Origin of the sequence: Photobacterium gaetbulicola (genome assembly GCF_003025515.1) — a bacterium.
Taxonomy (GTDB): Bacteria; Pseudomonadota; Gammaproteobacteria; order Enterobacterales; family Vibrionaceae; genus Photobacterium; species Photobacterium gaetbulicola.
Map to the genome: position 1 here is coordinate 141,274 of NZ_PYME01000004.1, position 20,545 is coordinate 161,818.

Genomic DNA, 20,545 nt, shown 5'->3' on the forward strand with positions numbered 1-20,545 from the left:
GTTGGTAGATCCTGGTTCCTAGTTCATAGAAAAAACAAATAAAAAAGCGAGAGGCTTACGCTTCTCGCTTTTTTATTTACGGTTCTGGGTTCTGCTCTTCCTAGGAACTAGGTTCTAGGCTCCCGAGCCTTATACCCCATATTCCGCACGGTAAGCTTTCACCGCTTCCAGGTGCTGTTCCATACCGTCCTGCTCTTCCAGGTAGCTCACCACATCGCCCAGCGACACGATAGAAATCACCGCACAACCGAAATCGCGCTCAACTTCCTGGATAGCAGACAGCTCGCCCTTGCCTTTTTCCTGGCGGTCGATAGCCACCAGCACACCGGCTAGGTCGGCACCGTTGGCCTTGATGATTTCCATCGATTCGCGGATCGCCGTACCGGCAGTGATAACATCATCGACTAGCATGATACGGCCTTCCAGCGCGCTACCGACCAGGTTGCCGCCCTCACCGTGGTCTTTGGCTTCCTTGCGGTTGAAGCAGTAAGGGGTATCCACATCATGCTGATCAGCCAGTGCAACAGCGGTTGTCGTTGCGATTGGGATCCCCTTGTACGCAGGGCCGAACAATACATCGTACTCGATACCGGCATCTACCAAAGCCTCAGCGTAAAAACGGCCTAGGCGTGCAAGATCACGTCCTGTGTTGAACAAACCCGCGTTGAAGAAGTACGGGCTCTTACGGCCAGATTTCAGTGTGAACTCACCAAACTTCAGTACCCCTTTCTCCAAGGCAAATTCGATGAACTGACGCTGATATGCTTTCATGGTTTCTCCTTAATAGATGCAACTTGTGATTACACGATTCAAATCTACGCGCTGAGTCGCATTGCCAGGCAACACGAAACCCAGGCCAAAAAAAAGCGGCTCCAATAGGAACCGCTTCAAAAAACTAACTGTCCAGCGCTTGCTTCTGCACGCTAATGATGTCGGCAATGCCGTCTTTCGCCAGAGCCAGCATCGCCAGCAACTCTTCGTGGCTAAAGGCTTCGCCTTCCGCCGTACCCTGGATCTCGATCATCTTGCCTTCTTCGGTCATGACCACGTTCATGTCCGTTTCCGCTGCCGAGTCCTCGACATACTCCAGATCGCAAATGGCTTCACCGTTGTAGATACCAACCGACACCGCCGCTACCATGCCTTTGAGCGGGCTGGCCTTGAGCATGCCTTTTTCCAGCATGTAGTTGATGGCATCGACCAAAGCGACCATCGCACCGGTAATAGATGCCGTGCGAGTCCCGCCATCAGCCTGGATAACATCACAGTCAACCGTGATCATCTGCTCACCCAACGCTTCTAGGTCAACCGCGGCGCGCAGGCTGCGGGCGATCAGGCGCTGGATTTCCATGGTACGGCCACCCTGCTTGCCACCGGCAGCTTCACGGCGGTTGCGCGAGTGAGTTGCACGCGGCAGCATGCCATATTCTGCCGTTACCCAACCTTGTCCTTTGCCTTTCAGCCAGCGAGGCACATTCTCTTCCACACTCGCGGTACAAATTACCTTGGTATCGCCAAACTCTACCAGTACCGAGCCTTCGGCATGGGCAGTAAAGTTACGGGTAATGGTAATTGGACGTACTTGGTTGTTGCTTCTTCCGCTTGGACGCATCGGCGGCTCCCTCTGGCTGGATGACATTAACCGGCGATTATAGCCACAACCAACCGGTTGTGCACGCGAAACCCAACCGGCATGGCATTTCCCGCACTGAGTGCTGGCAGAATCACCACCTCACCACCAAGCGGCTGCATTTCCTTTATTATTAAGGCTAAGTATAATCAGGGCACCCGGATAACTGCGCACCACTGACACCTCGATGACGGTGGCTTGCCCCAGGCATCCCACCCTAAGCAGTTATCAACCACCACTATTAGAGGCCACTAGCCAATGATTCATAGCATGACCGCCTACGCCCGTCGCGAAGTCAAAGCCGATTGGGGTACTGCCGTATGGGAAATCCGCTCGGTTAACCAGCGTTACCTAGAAACTTACCTGCGTATGCCAGAGCAATTCCGTAGCCTTGAGCCAGTGCTGCGCGAGCGTTTCCGCAAGCGTCTGGCCCGCGGCAAGGTTGAGTGCAACCTGCGCTTCGAGGTGAACCCGGCTGCCAATACCGAGCTGAAAATCAACGAAGGGCTGGCCAAGCAGGTGATCAATGCCGCCAAGTGGGTCAAAGAGACCGCCGGCGAAGGCAGTGTCGGCCCGTTCCAGGTTCTGAACTGGCCGGGTGTGATGGAAGCGCCGGAGCAAGATCTCGATGCCATCAACCAAGATCTGCTCGATGCGTTCGACAGCACGGTGGATGACTTCATCGCCGCCCGCGCCAGCGAAGGCGAAAACATGAAAGCCCTTATCGAGCAGCGCCTTGAAGCGATCTCTGTCGAGGCAACCAAGGTACGCAGCATGATGCCGGAAGTCCTGAACTGGCAGCGCGAGCGCATTATGACCCGCCTGGAAGAAGCCAAGGTCGAGCTGGACGCCAACCGTGTCGAGCAGGAGCTGATCATGCTGGCACAGAAGAGCGATGTCGCCGAAGAGCTGGACCGCCTTGATTCACACGTTAAGGAAACCCAGAAGATCATGAAAAAGGGAGGGGCCTGTGGCCGCCGTCTTGATTTCATGATGCAGGAGTTCAACCGCGAGTCGAACACCCTGGCCTCGAAATCGATCAACACCGAGATCACTGCCGCAGCCGTTGAGCTCAAAGTGCTTATCGAGCAGATGCGCGAGCAGATCCAGAACATCGAATAAGACCCGCGTCCCCCCCAGCGTATAGCCTGGCACCTGACGATAAAGCCCTACTCCTTAGGGCTTTATTTCTATATGGCTAGCCCCTTCTTTTTGCCAGTCCACAACAAAAAACATTCTCAACCCGCCCCAAAAGACACATAATAACTACATTTAAGTAACACCAAACAGCCAAGTGACTCACTCAGCGTCCGGTATCTCGCACTAATCTCTCAGGCCCTGATGAGTCACCCGATATAAGAGATGGTGAGAATGGATACCAATACCCCTTTGCTAAACCTTCGTGCAATCGAGCCCAGTGATTACGACGAGCTGGCAGCCCTGATGGATTTGGTCTTTGCCGATGTCGGGGGCGCATGGCCGCGCATGACGATCATGGATTTGATCCACCAGTTCCCCGACGGCCAGATCTGTATCGAAGACAGCGGCAAGATAGTCGGGGCCGCCCTCACCATCAAGGTTAACTACAACCGTTTCTCCCTAAACCACGCCTACACCGACATCATCAGCGAGCAGAATGTGATCCAGCATCAAGTCACCGGGGATGCGCTATACGGCCTCGATGTGTTCGTCCATCCCGATTACCGCGGGCTTCGCTTGGGCCGGCGTCTCTACGACGCCCGCAAGGAGCTCTGCCGCAGCACCAACCTCAAGGCTATCCTGGCAGGAGGGCGCCTCCCAGGCTACCACAAGGTGGCAGACCAGCTCACGGTTATCGAGTACCTCGAGAAGGTCAAGCGCAAGGAAATCCACGATCCCATCCTGTCGTTCCAGCTGGCCAATGATTTTGACGTCAAACGACTGATGAAGAATTACTTACCCGAAGATGCCAAGTCCTGCGGCTACGCGACCTTGCTGGAATGGGACAATGTGTTTTACGACGAGGAAATGCCGTCGGTCATCGAGTCCGAGAAGAAAATCGTCCGGATAGGGATTGTCCAATGGCAAATGCGCAAGATGGTGTCGGTGGACGATCTGATCGACCAGGCCGAATTCTTTGTCTCCTCGCTCTCCAACTACCAGGCCGACTTTGCGCTCTTCCCCGAGTTCTTCAATGCCCCGTTGATGGGGCTCAGGCCCGAGCTCAGCCCAGTCGAGGCGATCCGGTTTCTCAGCGAATTCAGCGAAGACATCAAGCAGCGCTTTTCCCAAATGGCCGTCACCTACAATATCAACATCATCTCGGGCAGCATGCCGATACTGGAACATGACCGCCTGTACAATGTCTCCTACCTGCTGCACCGTGATGGCTGTATCGACGAACAGTACAAGATCCATATCACCCCGCATGAGCAAAAAGACTGGGTCATTGACGGCGGCGACAAAGTGAAGGTCTTCGAGACGGATGCCGGACGGGTCGGCATCCTCATCTGCTACGATGCAGAATTCCCCGAACTGGGACGGATGCTGGCTGAGCAAGGTGTACAAATCATGTTTGTGCCTTTTTGGACAGACACCAAAAATGGCTACTTGCGGGTCAGGCTGTGCGCCCAGGCAAGGGCTATCGAAAATGAATGTTACGTGGCACTCGGCGGCAGCGTCGGTAACTTGCCACGGGTCAATAACGTCGATATCCAATATGCCCAGTCAGCGGTTTTTTCGCCATCCGATATCTATTTCCCCCACGACGCCACCATTACCGAAGCCAGCGCCAACACGGAAATGATCATCTTCGCCGATGTCGAACTCGACAAGCTCAAGTACCTCAATACCGAAGGCTCGGTCACCAACCTGCGCCACCGCCGGCTCGATCTCTATGGCGGGTTCACCCGGGCCGGCAATGGACCGGGATCAGGCAAGCCCTAACCAGGCAATCCCCTACGCCAGTGACAACCAGTTATGAAATGATCATAAATTCCAACTAGGCTTAACTTTAACTCGAGCAAAAAGTTGAATTTTCAAGCAACCAGCTAATTTCTTTTGCGCGCGGATCATGATAATCTGCGCGCCCTTCTATCACTGAGTGAAAATAGGCAATGAGCAAAGGTACTCTATACATTGTGTCGGCCCCGAGCGGCGCAGGCAAATCCAGTCTGATTAACGCCCTGTTGGAAACCAACCCGATCTATGACATGAAAGTATCCGTCTCTCACACCACCCGTGGCATGCGTCCGGGCGAAGAGCACGGTGTTCATTACAATTTCGTTAGCGTAGAAGAGTTCCAAGAGCTAGTAGAGCAAGGGGCATTCCTTGAGCACGCTGAAGTTTTCGGCAACTACTACGGCACATCTCGCCCATGGATCGAACAGCAGCTGAACAAGGGTATCGATGTATTCCTCGATATCGATTGGCAGGGTGCCCGCCAGATCCGCAAGCAGATGCCACAAGCAAAAAGCCTGTTCATCCTGCCGCCTTCGAAAGAAGAGTTGGAGCGTCGCCTCAATGCCCGTGGCCAGGACAGCGATGCTGTTATCGCCCGCCGCATGCAGGAAGCCCGTTCGGAGATCTCGCATTACAACGAGTACGACTACGTCATCGTCAACGATGATTTCGACGTCGCGCTGATGGATTTCAAAGCCATTATCCGCGCAGAACGATTGAAGCAAGACAAGCAAGCTGCTAAATATAACAGCATGCTCAATGCTCTACTGGCAGAACAGTAAGTATTTTTGTACAATTTTCCATCTTTATTTATATAACCACTGGAGTCCTCCATGGCACGCGTAACCGTTCAAGACGCTGTTGATAAAATTGGCAACCGTTTCGATCTAATCCAAATTGCTGCTCGCCGCGCTCGTCAGATGCAAACCGGCGGTAAGGATCCACTGGTTCCGGAAGAAAACGACAAGTACACCGTTATCGCCCTTCGTGAAATCGAAGAAGGTCTGATCACGAAAGATATCCTCGATGCTCGCGAGCGTCAGGAACTTCAAGAGCAAGAAGCAGCAGAGCTAGCAGCTGTTAGCGCTATTGCCGGCGACAACCGTTAATTCAGGGAACCGGGCGAATTGTATCTTTTTGATAGCCTGAAAGAAGTCGCAATCGAATACCTGCCTGAGTCCCAAATCGAGGCGCTCAGGCAGGCCTATCTCGTTGCGCGTGATGCCCACGAAGGGCAAACCCGCTCCAGCGGTGAACCTTACATCATCCACCCTATTGCCGTTGCCCGTATCCTGGCCGAAATGCGCCTCGACTACGAAACCTTGATGGCAGCCCTCCTCCACGATGTCATCGAAGATACCGAGGTCACCAAAGACGATCTCGACAGTCGCTTTGGCTCTACCGTGGCCGAGCTGGTCGATGGGGTCTCCAAGCTGGACAAGCTGAAGTTTCGCGATCGCAAAGAAGCGCAAGCCGAGAACTTCCGCAAGATGATAATGGCCATGGCCCATGACATCCGCGTTATCCTCATCAAGCTGGCCGACCGTACGCACAACATGCGCACCTTGGGTGCCCTGCGTCCGGACAAGCGCCGCCGTATTGCCCGCGAGACACTGGAGATCTTCTCTCCACTGGCGCACCGCCTGGGTATCCACAACATCAAGACCGAACTGGAAGAGCTGGGTTTCGAAGCCCTGTATCCGAACCGTTACCGCGTGTTGAAGGAAGTGGTGGCTGCCGCACGGGGTAACCGCAAAGAAATGATTAACAAGATCCACGCCGAGATTGAGGGCCGCCTCAAGGACGCGGGGATCGAAGGCACGGTACAAGGCCGCGAGAAGAACCTGTACTCCATCTACAACAAGATGAAGAACAAGGAGCAGCGCTTCCATTCGATCATGGACATCTACGCCTTCCGGGTGCTGGTCAGTAATCTGGATACCTGCTACCGCGTACTGGGACAGGTCCATAACCTGTACAAGCCGCGCCCGAGCCGGATGAAAGACTATATCGCGATCCCGAAAGCCAACGGCTACCAGTCACTGCATACCTCGCTGGTCGGCCCGCACGGGGTGCCCGTCGAAGTCCAGATCCGTACCGAAGATATGGATCAGATGGCCGATAAAGGGGTTGCCGCCCACTGGGCCTACAAAGATGGCGAAAGCTCCGGGACCACCGCGCAGGTCAAGGCCCAACGCTGGATGCAGAGCCTGCTGGAGCTGCAGCAAAGCGCCGGCAGCTCGTTCGAGTTTATCGAGAACGTTAAGTCCGATCTGTTCCCGGACGAAATTTACGTCTTTACGCCCAAAGGCCGGATAGTTGAACTGCCTGTCGGAGCGACGGCGGTCGACTTTGCCTACGCGGTACACACCGATGTCGGCAATGCCTGTGTCGGGGCCCGGGTCGAGCGCCAGCCTTACCCACTGAGCAAACCGCTGAAAAACGGCCAGACCATCGAGATCATCAGTGCGCCGGGTGCCCGCCCGAATGCCGCCTGGCTCAACTACGTGGTCACTTCCCGCGCCCGCACCAAGATCCGCCAGGTGCTCAAGACCATGCGCCGCGAAGAGTCGATCACCCTTGGCCGCCGCCTGCTCAACCACGCCCTCGGGGCTATCAACATCGACCAGATCGATGCGAATAACCTGCAGCAGGTTTTGACCGATCTGCGGCTGACCAGCCTCGAAGATCTGCTGGCCGAAATTGGCCTCGGTGAGCTGATGAGCGTAGTGATCTCCCGCCGCCTGTTGGGCAATGCCGATGAGCTGACACCGAAGGAATCCGATCAGCGCCTGCCGATCCGCGGTGCCGACGGTATCTTGCTGACCTTTGCCAACTGCTGTCATCCTATTCACGGTGACCCGATCATGGCCCACGTCAGCCCGGGCAAAGGCCTGGTGATCCACCGCGAGGAATGTGCCAACATCCGCGGCTACCAAAGAGAGCCGGATAAATACATGGCGGTGGAGTGGAGCGAGGACTTTGAGCAGGAGTTTGTCACCTCACTCAAGGTCGACATGCAAAACCACCAGGGTGCACTGGCCGATTTGACCAACACCATTGCCGCGACCGGATCGAACATCCAGGGCCTGGCAACGGAAGAGAAAGACGGCCGCCTGTATACCATTACCGTGCGCCTGACCACCAAGGGACGTATCCACCTGGCCAACATTATGCGCCGGATCCGGGTCATGCCGAACGTGGTGCGTGTCTCACGCCAGAAAAACTAAACCGCGCCAGTCGCATACTGGCCCGTCACTGAATACAAACGCCCGCTCGCGGGCGTTTTCTTTAGGTAACACAACATGAGCCCAGAACGCTTCCAACGTATCCACGAGGTCCTTGCCACCCGCCAGCCAGACTTGACGGTGTGCATGGAAGAAGTCCACAAGCCCAACAATGTCTCGGCCATTGTCCGCACCGCCGATGCCGTGGGTATCCATAAAGTGCACGCGGTATGGCCCAACAACGGCATGCGAATGCTGGGCAATACCTCGGCCGGCGCCCGCAACTGGGTCGAGCTCGAAACCCACGACTCGATGGTCAATGCGGTCGGTGCGCTCAAGGCACAGGGCATGCAGGTGCTGGCCACCAACCTGTCCGACACCGCGATTGATTTCCGTGAGGTAGATTACACCAAGCCGACCGCGGTTATCCTCGGCGGCGAGAAAAATGGGATCACCGCTGAAGCGCTGGCAATGGCCGATCAGGATATCATCATCCCGATGGTAGGTATGGTACAGTCATTGAATGTTTCGGTGGCCAGTGCCCTGATCCTTTACGAAGCACAGCGCCAGCGCCAGAATGCCGGTATGTATAACCGGGAGAAAACCCTACTGTCGGACGAGGTGGTCCACCGCATCCTGTTCGAACGCGGTCACCCGGTATTGGCCAAAGTTGCCCGCCGCAAGGGACTGCCCTACCCGCCACTGGACGAACACGGCCAGATCGCTGCCGATGAGCAGTGGTGGAGCATCATGCAGGCCACCGAGCCGAAAAAGAAAAAAGCCTTACCTTAAAAGGAAGTAGCGATGAGCGGACAAGTTCTCGATACCATAGCCCTGACCGAGCTGTCGGGCGTCGGTGCCAAAATGGCAGAAAAACTGGAAAAAATCGGTCTGCACACCGTGCAGGATCTCCTCTTCCACCTTCCGCTCCGCTATGAAGACCGTACCCGGATCTGGCCAATTGCCAGCGCCATGGCCGGTCAGCACCTGACCATTCAGGGCGAGGTACTGAGCAGCAATATCACTTTCGGCAAACGCCGGATGCTGACGGTCAAAATCGGCGACCAGACCGGCAGCGCCACCCTGCGTTTTTTCAACTTCAATGCCGCGATGAAAAACAGCCTCAGCGAGGGCAAGCAGGTCAAGGCCTACGGCGAGATCAAGCGCGGCAAGTACGGACTGGAGATCATCCACCCCGACTACAAGGTCTTCTCCGAGCCGACCGAGCTCAGTGTCGAGGAAACCCTGACACCGGTTTACCCAACTACCGATGGCCTGCGTCAGCTGACCCTGCGCAACCTGACCGATCAGGCCATGCGCCTGCTTGACAAGTCGGCGGTGCGCGAGCTGTTACCCGAGGGATTGTACGACCGCCAGATGACCCTGTCGCAGGCCCTGCATGTGATGCACCGGCCGACACCGGATGTCTCCCTCGACCAGCTCGAGGAAGGCAAGCACCCGGCCCAACAACGCCTGATCCTCGAAGAGCTGCTGGCCCAGAACCTGTCGATGCTGGCCGTGCGCCACAAAAGCCAACGCCATGCCGCCTGGCCGCTTGCCGCAAGCAATACACTCAAAGACAAACTGCTGGCCAGCCTGCCGTTCAGCCCGACCGGAGCCCAGCAGCGGGTGGTGGCCGATATCGAGCGTGATCTTGCCGTGCCGCACCCGATGATGCGCCTGGTACAGGGCGATGTCGGCTCGGGCAAAACCCTGGTTGCCGCGCTAGCTGCCTTGCGCGCTATTGAGCATGGCTACCAAGTCGCGCTGATGGCACCGACCGAGCTGCTGGCCGAACAGCATGCGATCAACTTTGCCGCCTGGCTCAACCCGCTGGGCATTGAGGTGGGCTGGCTGGCCGGCAAGCTCAAGGGCAAGGGCCGTGACAAGGAGCTGGCCCGTATCGAGAGTGGCGAGGCGAAGATGGTGGTCGGTACCCACGCCCTGTTCCAGGAGCAGGTGGTATTCAATAACTTGGCATTGGTGATCATCGACGAGCAGCACCGCTTCGGGGTTCACCAGCGCCTCGAGTTGCGCGAGAAAGGGGCCAATGGCGGCTGCTACCCGCACCAGCTGATCATGACCGCCACCCCTATCCCACGCACGTTGGCGATGACCGCCTATGCGGACTTGGAAACCTCGGTCATCGACGAGCTACCACCCGGCCGCACCCCGATCCAGACTGTGGCCCTACCCGACTCGCGTCGCCAGGAGATCATCGAGCGCATCCGCTCGGCCTGCCTCAATGAAGGCCGCCAAGCCTATTGGGTCTGTACCTTGATTGATGAGTCTGAAGTATTGGAAGCCCAGGCCGCCTCCGATACCGCCGACGAGCTGACGGCGCAACTGCCGGAGCTCAATATCGGGCTGGTTCATGGCAGGATGAAACCGGCGGAAAAGCAGGCAGTGATGAAGCGCTTCAAGGATGGCGAACTGCACCTGCTGGTTGCGACCACCGTCATTGAAGTCGGCGTAGACGTACCCAATGCCAGCCTGATGGTGATTGAAAACCCGGAGCGACTCGGTCTGGCCCAGCTGCACCAGTTGCGCGGTCGGGTTGGCCGGGGCAGCGTTGCCAGCCACTGCGTGCTGCTCTACCATGCACCGCTATCGAAAACGGCGCAAAAACGTCTGGGAGTATTGCGCGAGAGCAGCGATGGCTTTGTCATTGCCCAGCGTGATTTGGAAATCCGCGGCCCCGGCGAGCTACTCGGAACCAAGCAGACCGGTATTGCCGACTTCAAGGTCGCCGATCTGGTTCGTGACCAGCACCTGATCCCGCAGGTGCAGAAGCTGGCCCGCTACCTGCACGACAACTACCCGGACAATGCCAAGGCCATCATCGAACGCTGGCTTGGCCAGCGGGAGAACTACTCCAATGCCTAAAAGCAGGTCCATGACCTAACAGCTGGCAATAAAAAAGCGAGGAAATCCTCGCTTTTTTTGACTTTGCCAACGGGTATGAACGCTACTTCTTGGCCTGCAGTGGCAAGCTGATCTGCACCCGCAGGCCGCCTTCGCGGCGGTTGGAGACCTGAATCACCCCTTCGTGCTGGTCAATGATGCGTTTGACAATCGCCAGCCCCAAACCGGTCCCTTCGGTATCCGTCCCCCGCGCCGTATCTCCCCTGGTCAGCGGCTGGAACATCTTTGCCACTTGGTCAGGATCAATACCCGGTCCATCGTCCTCGACACAGAACCAAGCGCTCTTGCGATCGGCGGCGGTGCCACTGGAAATCTGGACCCAGCCGTTACCATAGCGCTGGGCATTGGTCACCAGGTTGGTGATCGAGCGCTTGATTGAGACCCCGTTACCAATAATCACCCCAGGAATATCAGACAGTGCCAAATCGACCTGACGCTCGTACCCGCCTTCCGCTTCGGCCACCTCTTCGAGCAGGTAGTTAAGCTCAAGCTCTTCTTCCGCCTGTTTCTTGGTTGACTTGAGATAGTCCATGAACTGGCTGATGATCTCGTTGCACTCTTCCGTGTCATTGATCATGCTCTCGGCCAAATAGCTATCTTCCGGTGACATCATCTCAGTCGCCAGGCGGATACGGGTCAGTGGCGTACGCAAGTCATGGCTGACACCGGCCATCAGCAGGGCACGGTCGTCTTCAAGTTGCTTGATGCCTGCCGACATCCGGTTGAATGCCTTGGTCACCGCACGAATTTCCGACGCGCCGCGCTCGGGCAATACCGGTGGTGTCTCGCCCTTCGCCACCTGAAGGGCTGCTTGCTCCAGGGCCACCAGCGGACGGTTCTGGATCCGGATAAACAGCCAACCGCCTGCAATCACCATAAAGGCGATGATCAGGCTGTAATGGAACAGCGGTGAGAAGTCATCTTCCTGCAACTCCGAGAGCGGGATCCGCATCAGGTAACCCGGTATCGATTCGCTTCTGAGCCACAACACATAACTGTCCGCCCCTAGTACCAGACGCACCTCGGTCGGCGACGCCAGCTCCTGGGTCATCTCCTCACTGAGGTATTCAATGACCGTGGCTTTGGCAAACTCCTGCAGCTCTTCATCATGGGCAGGATCGGTCCCGTCCTCGGCATGCAGGGTCACCCCCAGCTGCTCGAGCAACTGGCGCCTGAGCGGAGTATCGAGATGGAAAGTATTACCGTCGGCGAGTTCAACATCTTCCTTGAGCATCAACTTCACCTCGTAGGCGAGGATCCGGTTGAACTGCTGCAGGCTCGGCAGCAAGGCGTAGTTAAGTACCGCCAGATAAGAGAAAATCTGGCTGGCTATCAGCAAGCCAGCCAGCAGGATCAGAGTACGGGTAAAGGTACTGCGTGGCGACAGTCGCATGGCTTACGCCTCGCTGCCGTCCGGTACGAATACGTAGCCCAGTCCCCATACGGTCTGGATGTAGCGTGGGCGACTTGGGTCTTCTTCAATCATCCGGCGCAGACGCGAGATCTGAACGTCAATTGAACGCTCCATTGCCGAGTATTCACGGCCACGGGCCATGTTCATCAGCTTGTCGCGGGACATCGGTTCACGGGCATTGGTGACCAAGGCTTTCAATACCGCAAATTCGCCTGATGTCAGCGGCATCGACTCCTCGCCACGGAACATTTCGCGGGTACCCAGGTTCAGGCGGAACTCGCCGAACTCGATAATCTTGCTGTCAACACTCGGTGCACCCGGCGCTTCAACCGTCTGGCGGCGCAAAACAGCACGGATGCGTGCCAGCAGCTCACGCGGGTTGAATGGCTTAGGCAGGTAGTCGTCGGCACCGACTTCCAAGCCGACGATGCGATCGACTTCGTCCCCCTTGGCGGTCAGCATCAGGATCGGCAGCATGTTGTTGGCATTACGCAAACGGCGGCAAATCGAGAGGCCATCTTCACCCGGCAGCATCAGATCCAAGACCATCAGGTGGAAGGTTTCACGGGACAATAAGCGGTCCATTTGCTCACCGTTGGCCACGCTACGCACTTGGAAGCCCTGCTCAGAGAGGTAACGTTCCAGCAGCGCACGCAGACGCATGTCATCATCAACAACTAGAATCTTATAATTTTCCTGCATATCTCACCTTACTTGCATCGACCAAAATTATCGTGCTTTGGGCGTATTTTACTCGACACACCCAGCGGTTAGCTGAAATTTGCCGCTAAAATAACCACTAAATTGTTACCGTTTATGTCAGAGCTGCCCGCTTATGGGCAGCATTTATCCGGTAGCGCAACAATATTGATTGTTTACCTACCTTCTAAACTAACCTAAATTCAAGGAACTATCCAAAACAATACGCATTCTGAGTCGCTGAGACTTGATCTGTGCCCCGTGCCGAACGACTATGGGCAATAACAGAGACATTCAGCTTCCAGCAACCCGATAGAAACCGGATCCTGCGATGAAAACCAACCTCATTACCCGCGAGGGCTATGACAAACTGAAAAATGAGCTCGATTTCCTGTGGAAAGAAGAGCGCCCCGAAGTGACCAAGAAGGTAACCTGGGCCGCCAGCCTCGGCGACCGCTCGGAGAATGCCGATTACCCTATAGATCTACTACAGCAGTACTAAAAAGCTTAATACATTGATACTAATATGTTTAAATACAGTATCAGTACTAATTTTACGTACTATTTACATAGTACTTCAGAGCTAACGAATTGTTTATGTCAAAGGAAAGTACAAATAATCAGCTTGCTTACGCAGATGAGTGGATTACGCACTTCAAAGGTAAATCAGCCCACAATAAACTTGAATCATTGTGGTGTTTTCGACTTATTATGTTTTGCAGTATTTCTGCCCCAATGTTTCTAGCCTTAGGTGAAACATTTATATTTTCTAAAGTCATCCCTTCAGCTTTATCTGGGGTGGCTGCTTTTTGTACAGCTTGGTTACAGCTTAGAAAGCCACAAATTCTATGGACAACATACAAAACAGCTCAAAGACAACTAGAAGTTTTGAGGGCTAAGTACCAGTTCAAAGTTGAAGAGTTTTCCGACATTCCTGATACTGAGGCTGACAAGTTATTAATAAAATATACTACAGATATAATATCTAAAACTAACATGACTTGGTCTAGCCAGGTTATTGAATACACACCTGCTCAAAATAAAAAAATCAAATAGTTTATTTATCAAACTAAGAACTGTTACACCTCAGTTTGATACATATCACAAAACAAGTATTTATACGGGTTTCATATAGTGATAAGCTGCTTAAAGTAAGCTTACTCTATGGCGTTCTGCATATGATTAATACGATCGATAATAGCTTCATCCGTTCAGTGGTGCCAAAAACACGAACAAGATCCACTATACAAGTCCAAGATATCAAATCTAAAAAAGCTAGAAACCTCGTCCGAGGTATAGATCCTTCCAGCCACAGAAGCACGAAAAAAGCCCTAGAAAAGATAAAGCATAACTGTAAATACTCAGATTATAAAAAAGCTCTACAGTATATTAAAACAAGCCCTATCTTTGATAATAATGATATTGGACAGTTATTTAATGAGCATTGTCCAAAAGGAATGCCAAGTTTAGTAGAGTTTTCGCCAAGAGAAATAACATTTCAGATAGATTGTTATTCAAGTAAATTATTAGAGATATCTGAAAAGGCTGAAGATATAGTTAAATACCTTAAAGATAACGATCTTATTTCAGCTCTTAATGCTTGTAATGAAATGGTTGACTTAAAAGGGACTTCAATATTTCTCATAAGAATGCTCTCTTATATAACTAATAGATACAATCTATTAAGTTATGAAGACAATGAGGTCTTAAGTAAGATTGATTTCTTAAAATCAAAAATCCAACTATCTAAGTGTTCTTTCGTTGAAGAAGCTGTAACACAATTAAGTAATCTTCGGACATCTCATCTTGCTATTTGTAAGAGAATAAATGATTTTTCAGGAACGTTTCCTTATGGTTATATAGCAAAATCATTTATTAAGCCAATACCACAAGACTCAAAAGAGTTTGATCAAACCTTAAGTGCATTCTACTCATTCTCTCTATTTGACGCTTTTTTGTACTTTAAGATGATTATTAGTCAAGATCTTCCCTTCTTGACTAAATTAGAAATAAAAGATGAATTAAGTTCTGCATATGAAAAAATCACTTGCATCGATTTTTTACCAGACACTATGTATGAGTCTATAGATGAGAGCAGTGGTTATTATTACTTAAGAGAGTGTTTTTTATTTGTTGAGCAGCCAAAAGCTTTAGAGTTTCTAACTATTCATGGGTATTATTATTCCGACTTTTCAAATAATTACTCTTCCATCTCTCATGTGAAAAATCTAATTGACCGATATTTTTTAGGATTAAATAGCTTAAATCAACTTAAGTGTTCAAACTTTAATGAAGTCCATATCAATTGGGATAAATATGAATCTTCAACATGTGGCATGTTAGAAAATTCAACAGCTCTAATTCATTTACTAACCAAGAAGCAAGGACATCTTGATGAAGAAGAGCAACTCCTTTTTGTAAAACTAATGTCTTTTAGTCGTGATGTTGGACAGATTTGCCATCCAGATTACCTTTTATCAATCGCCAACTCAGCAAAAGATAATCAATTAAAGCTGGTTACTCAATGCTTAATTACAATTAATAAGAACAGCCAATATAATGAGCATCAATTACGTTCAACTATACAAAACTATTGTATTAATGAATTCAATTCTGACCTCATAGAGTTACTTAAATATCTCTATGACGTATCCCCAGCAGTAGCTGAGCATTTACTACAAGCATGTAATGAAACTTTCCTCTGTACACTTTTCTTATTAGTTGAAAAACCTGTTGACGCATTACAACTAAGAGCAGACATGCTTCATTGGTTTGGTGAAAAGACAGATGATGAGAGGTACATTGATAGAGCAAAAACTCTTAGAATCGATATTCAAATTAATAAAGAAAGGGGAACAATTGACGATTCAAGGATCTATGTTGACCCATTAAAATTTACTCAATGGTTCGAAGATAACATGGTAAGTAAACTCACCATGGCATTAGATAATCTAATTATAGGTAGTCAATTTGTTAAGCTCGACTGGAGTAAAAAGAATGCAAGCCTAGGTACTTCAGAAGAAATTATTGATTCTATTTTAAACTGTTATAAAGAATTCTGTGAAAATAAAGTATTCGGCATTGCGTCTTATCTTGGTAGACGTATAAGGCATGGAACTTTTAAAGGTACAGCTATAACTGAAGTTAAAAACCTTCCTAAAAAGGAAGAATATCAGCACCTTTTTGAAGATAAAGATTTTAAAAATAAGTTTGATGAGTGGATGCTTCAATATGAATCTATGATTGAGGACTTAGTGAAGACTCATCTGCAAATTAAAAGTAAACGTAAGCCGCATGGATTAATAACAACATCCATAGACTCTCCTATAAAAAACACAGCTGCAGATCAGTTAATTATTGAGATTTTGAATATTTATTCAAAAAGAAGCGGTGTGATTAGATTGCCAAGTTTAATCACTGATTGTTGCTGGAAGCTTGTTGATTATGATTTAACAAGAACAAAAAAATTACTAAGTGAGATGAAGTCTTCTCATGGTGTATTCTCTTATACACCAAAAAACTATAGCAATAAATTCAGAAGACAATATTCAAAATTCACTCAAGAAGTGAACTCAATAACAGGCCAGAAGTTTGGTCTAATGGCATCATGGTTCAATAAGCCAAATTATGCATCTCCTAGTACTGATATTTATCTTCTTTTTAATGTTGTAGTATCAGAGGTAAAAGATAGTGTCAGTAACTTCAATCCAGTAATAGATTTAGATGATCGTAACTTCTCTGTTAATGGTGGTACATACTATGTAATTTATGATGCTTTATATGTTTTAGTTCATAATACTGCTCGTCATGGTAAATCTGATGGGAAAATACTGTTCTCTGTATCGAAGCCAGAAGATAGAAATGCAATCAAGATCAATTTAATGTCAGAGGTTGATTCATACGAAGCATTAAACCATGCAAAAGAGCAAATAGAGAAAGGGCTAAAAATAACTGATAACGATGATGATGCCCATATAATTGAAGGCAAAAGTGGTCTTAAAAAATTACGAAAATTAGAAAAAGAAGGAAGTATTAGTAATATTAGCTTTATGACCGATGAAGAAAACACCATGCTTTGTTTTGAGTTCTACTTTGAGTTAAGCAGTAGAGGAAAATACAATGATATTGATAGTTGAGGATGATGAGCATAAATCATCTCAAATAGTAGAGATTTTAAATAATACAGATCTTATCAATCAAGATATGAAGATTGTTGATAATGTTAGGGATGCTGTAATTTCTCTGACACAATCAATACCAAGTAAAATTGTTCTTGATATGTCACTCCCTAGCCATAAGGCTCTACCTGGACAAGGTACCCCTGTACCTCTTCCGACAGGGGGGATAGAGGTACTATTTGAACTAATGCAAAATGGCTTAACGGATCTTCCAATATTGATACTAACTCAATATCCAGAGATCGAAATTGAAGAAGAACCAATTCCAGTAGAAGAATCCGCTGAGGCTTTTAAATATGAATATGGCTTTACAAAAATTGAAGCTTGCTATTATGATCACATTCATAGTGAAAAGTGGAAAAAAGTTACAACTAAATTCTTGAGATAATTAATGAAGATTTTACTTATTGAAGATAACAACGAAAAACAACAAGCAATTGAGTATGTTATTAATACCGAGCTCAGTAATGCAGCTAACAAGCCTTCGGTTGTACATGCTAAAGATCTAAATAGTGCCAGACGTTCGCTATATAGCGATCTTTTTGACTTGGTTATTTTTGATATGTACCTACCAGATATTCATCAAGTATCTCAAGAAAGAGATTGTTCATTTGAACTTATCAATGATTTTTCAGAGAGTAAAAACTACCAATCTGAAGCTATAGCACTAACTCAATTTGAAATTAACGAAATTGAAGATATTCAATCTTTTAATCAAGTAGGAATAACATTAGTTTCTTACGACTCTTCTAATGGGTGGAAAGCAGCTCTAAAACAAAAAATAAATAGAGCATCTCAGAGGGTTAGATGTGATTTTTTGATTTTCTGTGCTTTATCCAAAGAAAAACAAGCTTTTTCATCTACAGGCTTTACTGTTGGTCAAGCAAAAAATATTTTTGGAATGGACTGTACTGATATATCAATAGGTAACTTTAATGGTTTCATTGTAAAGCCTCACAATATGGGTCTTGTAAACATGGCTATTATTGCATCGAAAGCTATAGAGTTATTCCAACCTAAAATTGTAACAATGAGTGGAATTTGTGCTGGTGTTAAGGGTGAATCTAATTATCTAGATTTAATCGTTGGCAAGACTTGCTGGGAATATCAAACTGGAAAATGGAAAGATGGAGAATTTGTACAAGAGCCATATCAAGTAGACATACATAGGCCACTTCAAGTTGATTTAGAACAATCAACTGAAAATGAATCACTCAAGAATATAATTAGAAATGGTTTATTCATGACAGAGCTTGGAGAAATGAGTATTAAAGTTGCACCAATCTCATCTGGTTCTGCTGTTATTGCTGATGATGAAATGATGAAAAGAATTGGCCTTCAACACAGAAAGATGGCAGGCCTAGAAATGGAAATGTATGCTTTATATGAAGCTGCTGCTCAATCTCTTTGCAACCCATTATGTTTTGGTGCAAAAGCTGTTGTAGATATGGGAGACAGTTCAAAAGGAGATATGTATCATGATGTTGGCTGTACAATTTCAGCCAGGTATGTAGCTAACATTCTAGAGCAACAGTTAGGTAAAATATAATTATTCATCATTAATTTAATGATGAATAATTAATATTAAATTGAAAAACTACTGATTTAAATGAAGTGTTGAGAATTGTGCATTGACAATTCTCTGCCTAAACTCTGATATTTTAACATCAATATCTATATGACATGATTCTCTTATGGAAACAATACTTTCATCTCTATATTAACTTATACTTTTAAATCCATTTTTAATATTGCAGACTAGTTTTAAATTTACGTTGCAAACCCCTTCAAAATTATCCCTCTCTATTTTATTTACGATCTCATATCCTTCAGGCAAATCATCTCCAACTCTTTCTGCGAATTGTGAGAGTCTCTCCTCAGCGATAGTGTAAAACCATGCTTCTTGGTTCACATGGCAGATGAATTAGGCGTGCCTTTGAACTACTTTTTTTGTGAAGATGAATTAACCGCGGAATTGGCTTGTTTGATTTCGAGTATGAGTGATGCGGATAAGAAAACACTCATCAATCAACTGTCCAATCGCGATCAAGGCATTGACTAATTAACAGCCAATACGCTAGATTAATCAACGAACCTCTATTTTAATCTAATCGTAAAATACTATCGGTGAAGAGCTTTTTCGGATCTATAGTGACTGCCGGCTACATCTAACAAGTGTGGTCATAGGAGCTATAGCTATGACAAATTTTCTTCGCCATATAACAGTCATCATTGCACTTCTAACCCTTACATTTGCACTCCATCTAGCCTCAACAGGTAAAGAGACCATTGCTATTGGGCTAATGACCGTCTTTGGTCAAATTTTGATAACTATACACAAGATATTAAAGGACTGTGATTAAGCGAAGTAACCGCAGTCAAAGAATTGATAAAGGGCACTCTTTAGCTGCCCTTTTCATACTCAATGGAGTTAATGAACCACTCCTTGTCCCCTTCAGGCGTTTTCACAACAAATTCATCATCAACTTCTTTTTTGAGTAATGCTCTGGCCATTGGAGAGTCGATTGAGATGTAATCTTTAGCATCACCATAGATTTCTTCCGGACCAACGATGCGAAACTTTTTAACATCACCGGCTTCGTTCTCAATTTCTACCCAAGCACCAAAGAAAACCCTCCCCTCTTGCTGAGGTGAGTAATCAACAACGGTTACATCAGGCAGGAACTTTCGTAAGAAGCGAACTCTTCGATCTATTTGACGCAAGATACGTTTATTGAAGGTGTAATCAGCATTTTCAGAACGATCACCAAGACTAGCAGCCCACGTCACTATCTTTGTGATTTCAGGCCGCTTCACATTCCACAAGTAGTCATGTTCTTCTTTAAGCTTGTTATAGCCTTCTCGAGTAATTAGCTTGGTTTTCACGCTTAAGTAATTCCTGATTTTGTTATAGATTCTGTAATGCTTTCTTTATCGCATCTATGGTCGCGACATGGAAAAAAGACTTTTGAGTATCACTCGAGACTATACTGCCATTTTTTCCAAGCTCCAATTGATGTCTGCGCAAAAACTCACTAGAAATGAGGTACTCCAGTGCGCTTCGTTCCAGCTCAGTGAGCTTGATCGACGCAACAGAGATATCGACGTTATCGAACACTTCAATAACCTGATTGATGGGCACTACTTCATTTAGCAATCGCTCCGCTTCCTTTTTCTGAGAATAGAGAATGTTAGCTTGAAGCTTAACTACCGGATCGTCGAGCTCATCTATCCAAGCGTACATCTTACCTTTTGAGGTATTTCGTGCTGGCCGTGGTAGGTCTTTTGCTGAAGAGTTGAAGCTGGCAATTAAAGTTCGGTACGATTCACCCGTTTTGTTTCGGATACTCTGTGCAGCTGGAACCCCTCGACCTGTCCCAAGACGGGCAATCGTTGAATAACTAAAGTCATTCAATCCACGCTCTTGTTGTTCCTTGCATATGGTAAACACGGCCTCTAACGAGTTCTGTACTCGAGATGAAGCTTTCTTTTTTAGCTGACTCAGTACTTGCTCAGGAGTAATCTCTGACAT

The 20,545-nt window shown here is 48.6% G+C and carries 17 protein-coding genes and 2 pseudogenes; 13 read left to right on the forward strand and 6 right to left on the reverse strand.

Translation table 11 applies throughout. The annotated features are described in order from the left end of the window. Positions 1-129 precede the first annotated feature (129 nt). A complete protein-coding gene (gene pyrE, locus C9J03_RS04845; RefSeq protein WP_044622314.1) occupies positions 130-771 on the reverse strand; it encodes an orotate phosphoribosyltransferase in 642 nt (213 codons plus the stop codon). Between the two features lie 124 nt (positions 772-895). Next, positions 896-1,612, reverse strand: coding sequence for a ribonuclease PH (gene rph, locus C9J03_RS04850; protein WP_044622313.1), 717 nt, complete (start codon positions 1,610-1,612; stop codon positions 896-898). Positions 1,613-1,888: 276 nt separating this feature from the next. Here rph and C9J03_RS04855 point away from each other — a divergent pair, with 276 nt between their 5' ends. The 7 genes from C9J03_RS04855 to recG all read left to right on the forward strand — a co-directional run bounded on the left by C9J03_RS04855 (position 1,889) and on the right by recG (position 10,683). Further along, a complete protein-coding gene (locus C9J03_RS04855) occupies positions 1,889-2,752 on the forward strand; it encodes a YicC/YloC family endoribonuclease (RefSeq protein ID WP_044622312.1) in 864 nt (287 codons plus the stop codon). Between the two features lie 249 nt (positions 2,753-3,001). Continuing rightward, positions 3,002-4,555, forward strand: a complete 1,554-nt coding sequence (locus tag C9J03_RS04860) for a bifunctional GNAT family N-acetyltransferase/carbon-nitrogen hydrolase family protein (RefSeq protein WP_044622311.1) — start codon at positions 3,002-3,004, stop codon at positions 4,553-4,555. Between the two features lie 170 nt (positions 4,556-4,725). Beyond that, positions 4,726-5,352: a guanylate kinase gene (gene gmk / locus C9J03_RS04865; RefSeq protein ID WP_039457196.1), complete on the forward strand. Its 627-nt coding sequence runs from the start codon at positions 4,726-4,728 to the stop codon at positions 5,350-5,352. Between the two features lie 51 nt (positions 5,353-5,403). Next, positions 5,404-5,679, forward strand: coding sequence for a DNA-directed RNA polymerase subunit omega (gene rpoZ, locus C9J03_RS04870; protein ID WP_039457192.1), 276 nt, complete (start codon positions 5,404-5,406; stop codon positions 5,677-5,679). A gap of 18 nt (positions 5,680-5,697) precedes the next feature. After that, the gene (gene spoT / locus C9J03_RS04875; protein ID WP_044622310.1) at positions 5,698-7,800 is read left to right on the forward strand and encodes a bifunctional GTP diphosphokinase/guanosine-3',5'-bis pyrophosphate 3'-pyrophosphohydrolase; all 2,103 of its coding nucleotides are present in this window, start codon (positions 5,698-5,700) and stop codon (positions 7,798-7,800) included. 75 nt (positions 7,801-7,875) lie between these two features. Further along, positions 7,876-8,589 carry a tRNA (guanosine(18)-2'-O)-methyltransferase TrmH gene (gene trmH, locus C9J03_RS04880; protein ID WP_044622309.1) on the forward strand — a complete coding sequence of 238 codons (714 nt, stop codon included), beginning with the start codon at positions 7,876-7,878 and terminating at the stop codon, positions 8,587-8,589. Between the two features lie 12 nt (positions 8,590-8,601). After that, positions 8,602-10,683 carry an ATP-dependent DNA helicase RecG gene (recG, locus tag C9J03_RS04885; protein WP_044622308.1) on the forward strand — a complete coding sequence of 694 codons (2,082 nt, stop codon included), beginning with the start codon at positions 8,602-8,604 and terminating at the stop codon, positions 10,681-10,683. An 82-nt stretch (positions 10,684-10,765) separates the two neighbouring features. Here the strand turns inward: recG and envZ are convergent, their stop codons facing one another. Then, positions 10,766-12,115 carry a two-component system sensor histidine kinase EnvZ gene (envZ, locus tag C9J03_RS04890; protein ID WP_044622307.1) on the reverse strand — a complete coding sequence of 450 codons (1,350 nt, stop codon included), beginning with the start codon at positions 12,113-12,115 and terminating at the stop codon, positions 10,766-10,768. Positions 12,116-12,118: 3 nt separating this feature from the next. Next, the gene (ompR, locus tag C9J03_RS04895; RefSeq protein ID WP_039457175.1) at positions 12,119-12,838 is read right to left on the reverse strand and encodes an osmolarity response regulator transcription factor OmpR; all 720 of its coding nucleotides are present in this window, start codon (positions 12,836-12,838) and stop codon (positions 12,119-12,121) included. 328 nt (positions 12,839-13,166) lie between these two features. Here ompR and C9J03_RS04900 point away from each other — a divergent pair. The 6 genes and pseudogenes from C9J03_RS04900 to C9J03_RS04930 form a co-directional block, all read left to right on the forward strand. Then, positions 13,167-13,310 (forward strand): annotated as a pseudogene (locus C9J03_RS04900) (transcription elongation factor GreB); the annotation flags it as partial. A 122-nt stretch (positions 13,311-13,432) separates the two neighbouring features. Further along, entirely contained in the window at positions 13,433-13,891 is a 459-nt protein-coding gene (locus C9J03_RS04905) for a DUF4231 domain-containing protein (protein ID WP_044622306.1), read from the forward strand. Between the two features lie 122 nt (positions 13,892-14,013). Next, on the forward strand, positions 14,014-16,971 hold the full coding sequence (locus C9J03_RS04910; RefSeq protein WP_044622305.1) for a hypothetical protein: 2,958 nt from the start codon (positions 14,014-14,016) through the stop codon (positions 16,969-16,971). Then, positions 16,955-17,401 (forward strand): response regulator, encoded by a 447-nt coding sequence (locus tag C9J03_RS04915; RefSeq protein ID WP_044622304.1) that lies wholly within the window; start codon positions 16,955-16,957, stop codon positions 17,399-17,401. The genes C9J03_RS04910 and C9J03_RS04915 overlap by 17 nt, the downstream gene beginning before the upstream one ends. A gap of 3 nt (positions 17,402-17,404) precedes the next feature. Further along, positions 17,405-18,562, forward strand: coding sequence for a phosphorylase family protein (locus C9J03_RS04920; RefSeq protein WP_052829710.1), 1,158 nt, complete (start codon positions 17,405-17,407; stop codon positions 18,560-18,562). 354 nt (positions 18,563-18,916) lie between these two features. Next, positions 18,917-19,075: pseudogene (locus tag C9J03_RS04930) on the forward strand (helix-turn-helix domain-containing protein); the annotation flags it as partial. 341 nt (positions 19,076-19,416) lie between these two features. On the opposite strand, the gene greB reads toward C9J03_RS04930, so the two are convergent. Together greB and gmtX are read right to left on the reverse strand one after the other, a co-directional pair. After that, the gene (greB, locus tag C9J03_RS04935; RefSeq protein ID WP_044622302.1) at positions 19,417-19,899 is read right to left on the reverse strand and encodes a transcription elongation factor GreB; all 483 of its coding nucleotides are present in this window, start codon (positions 19,897-19,899) and stop codon (positions 19,417-19,419) included. 22 nt (positions 19,900-19,921) lie between these two features. Beyond that, positions 19,922-20,545 (reverse strand): gamma-mobile-trio protein GmtX, encoded by a 624-nt coding sequence (gene gmtX, locus C9J03_RS04940; protein ID WP_052829709.1) that lies wholly within the window; start codon positions 20,543-20,545, stop codon positions 19,922-19,924.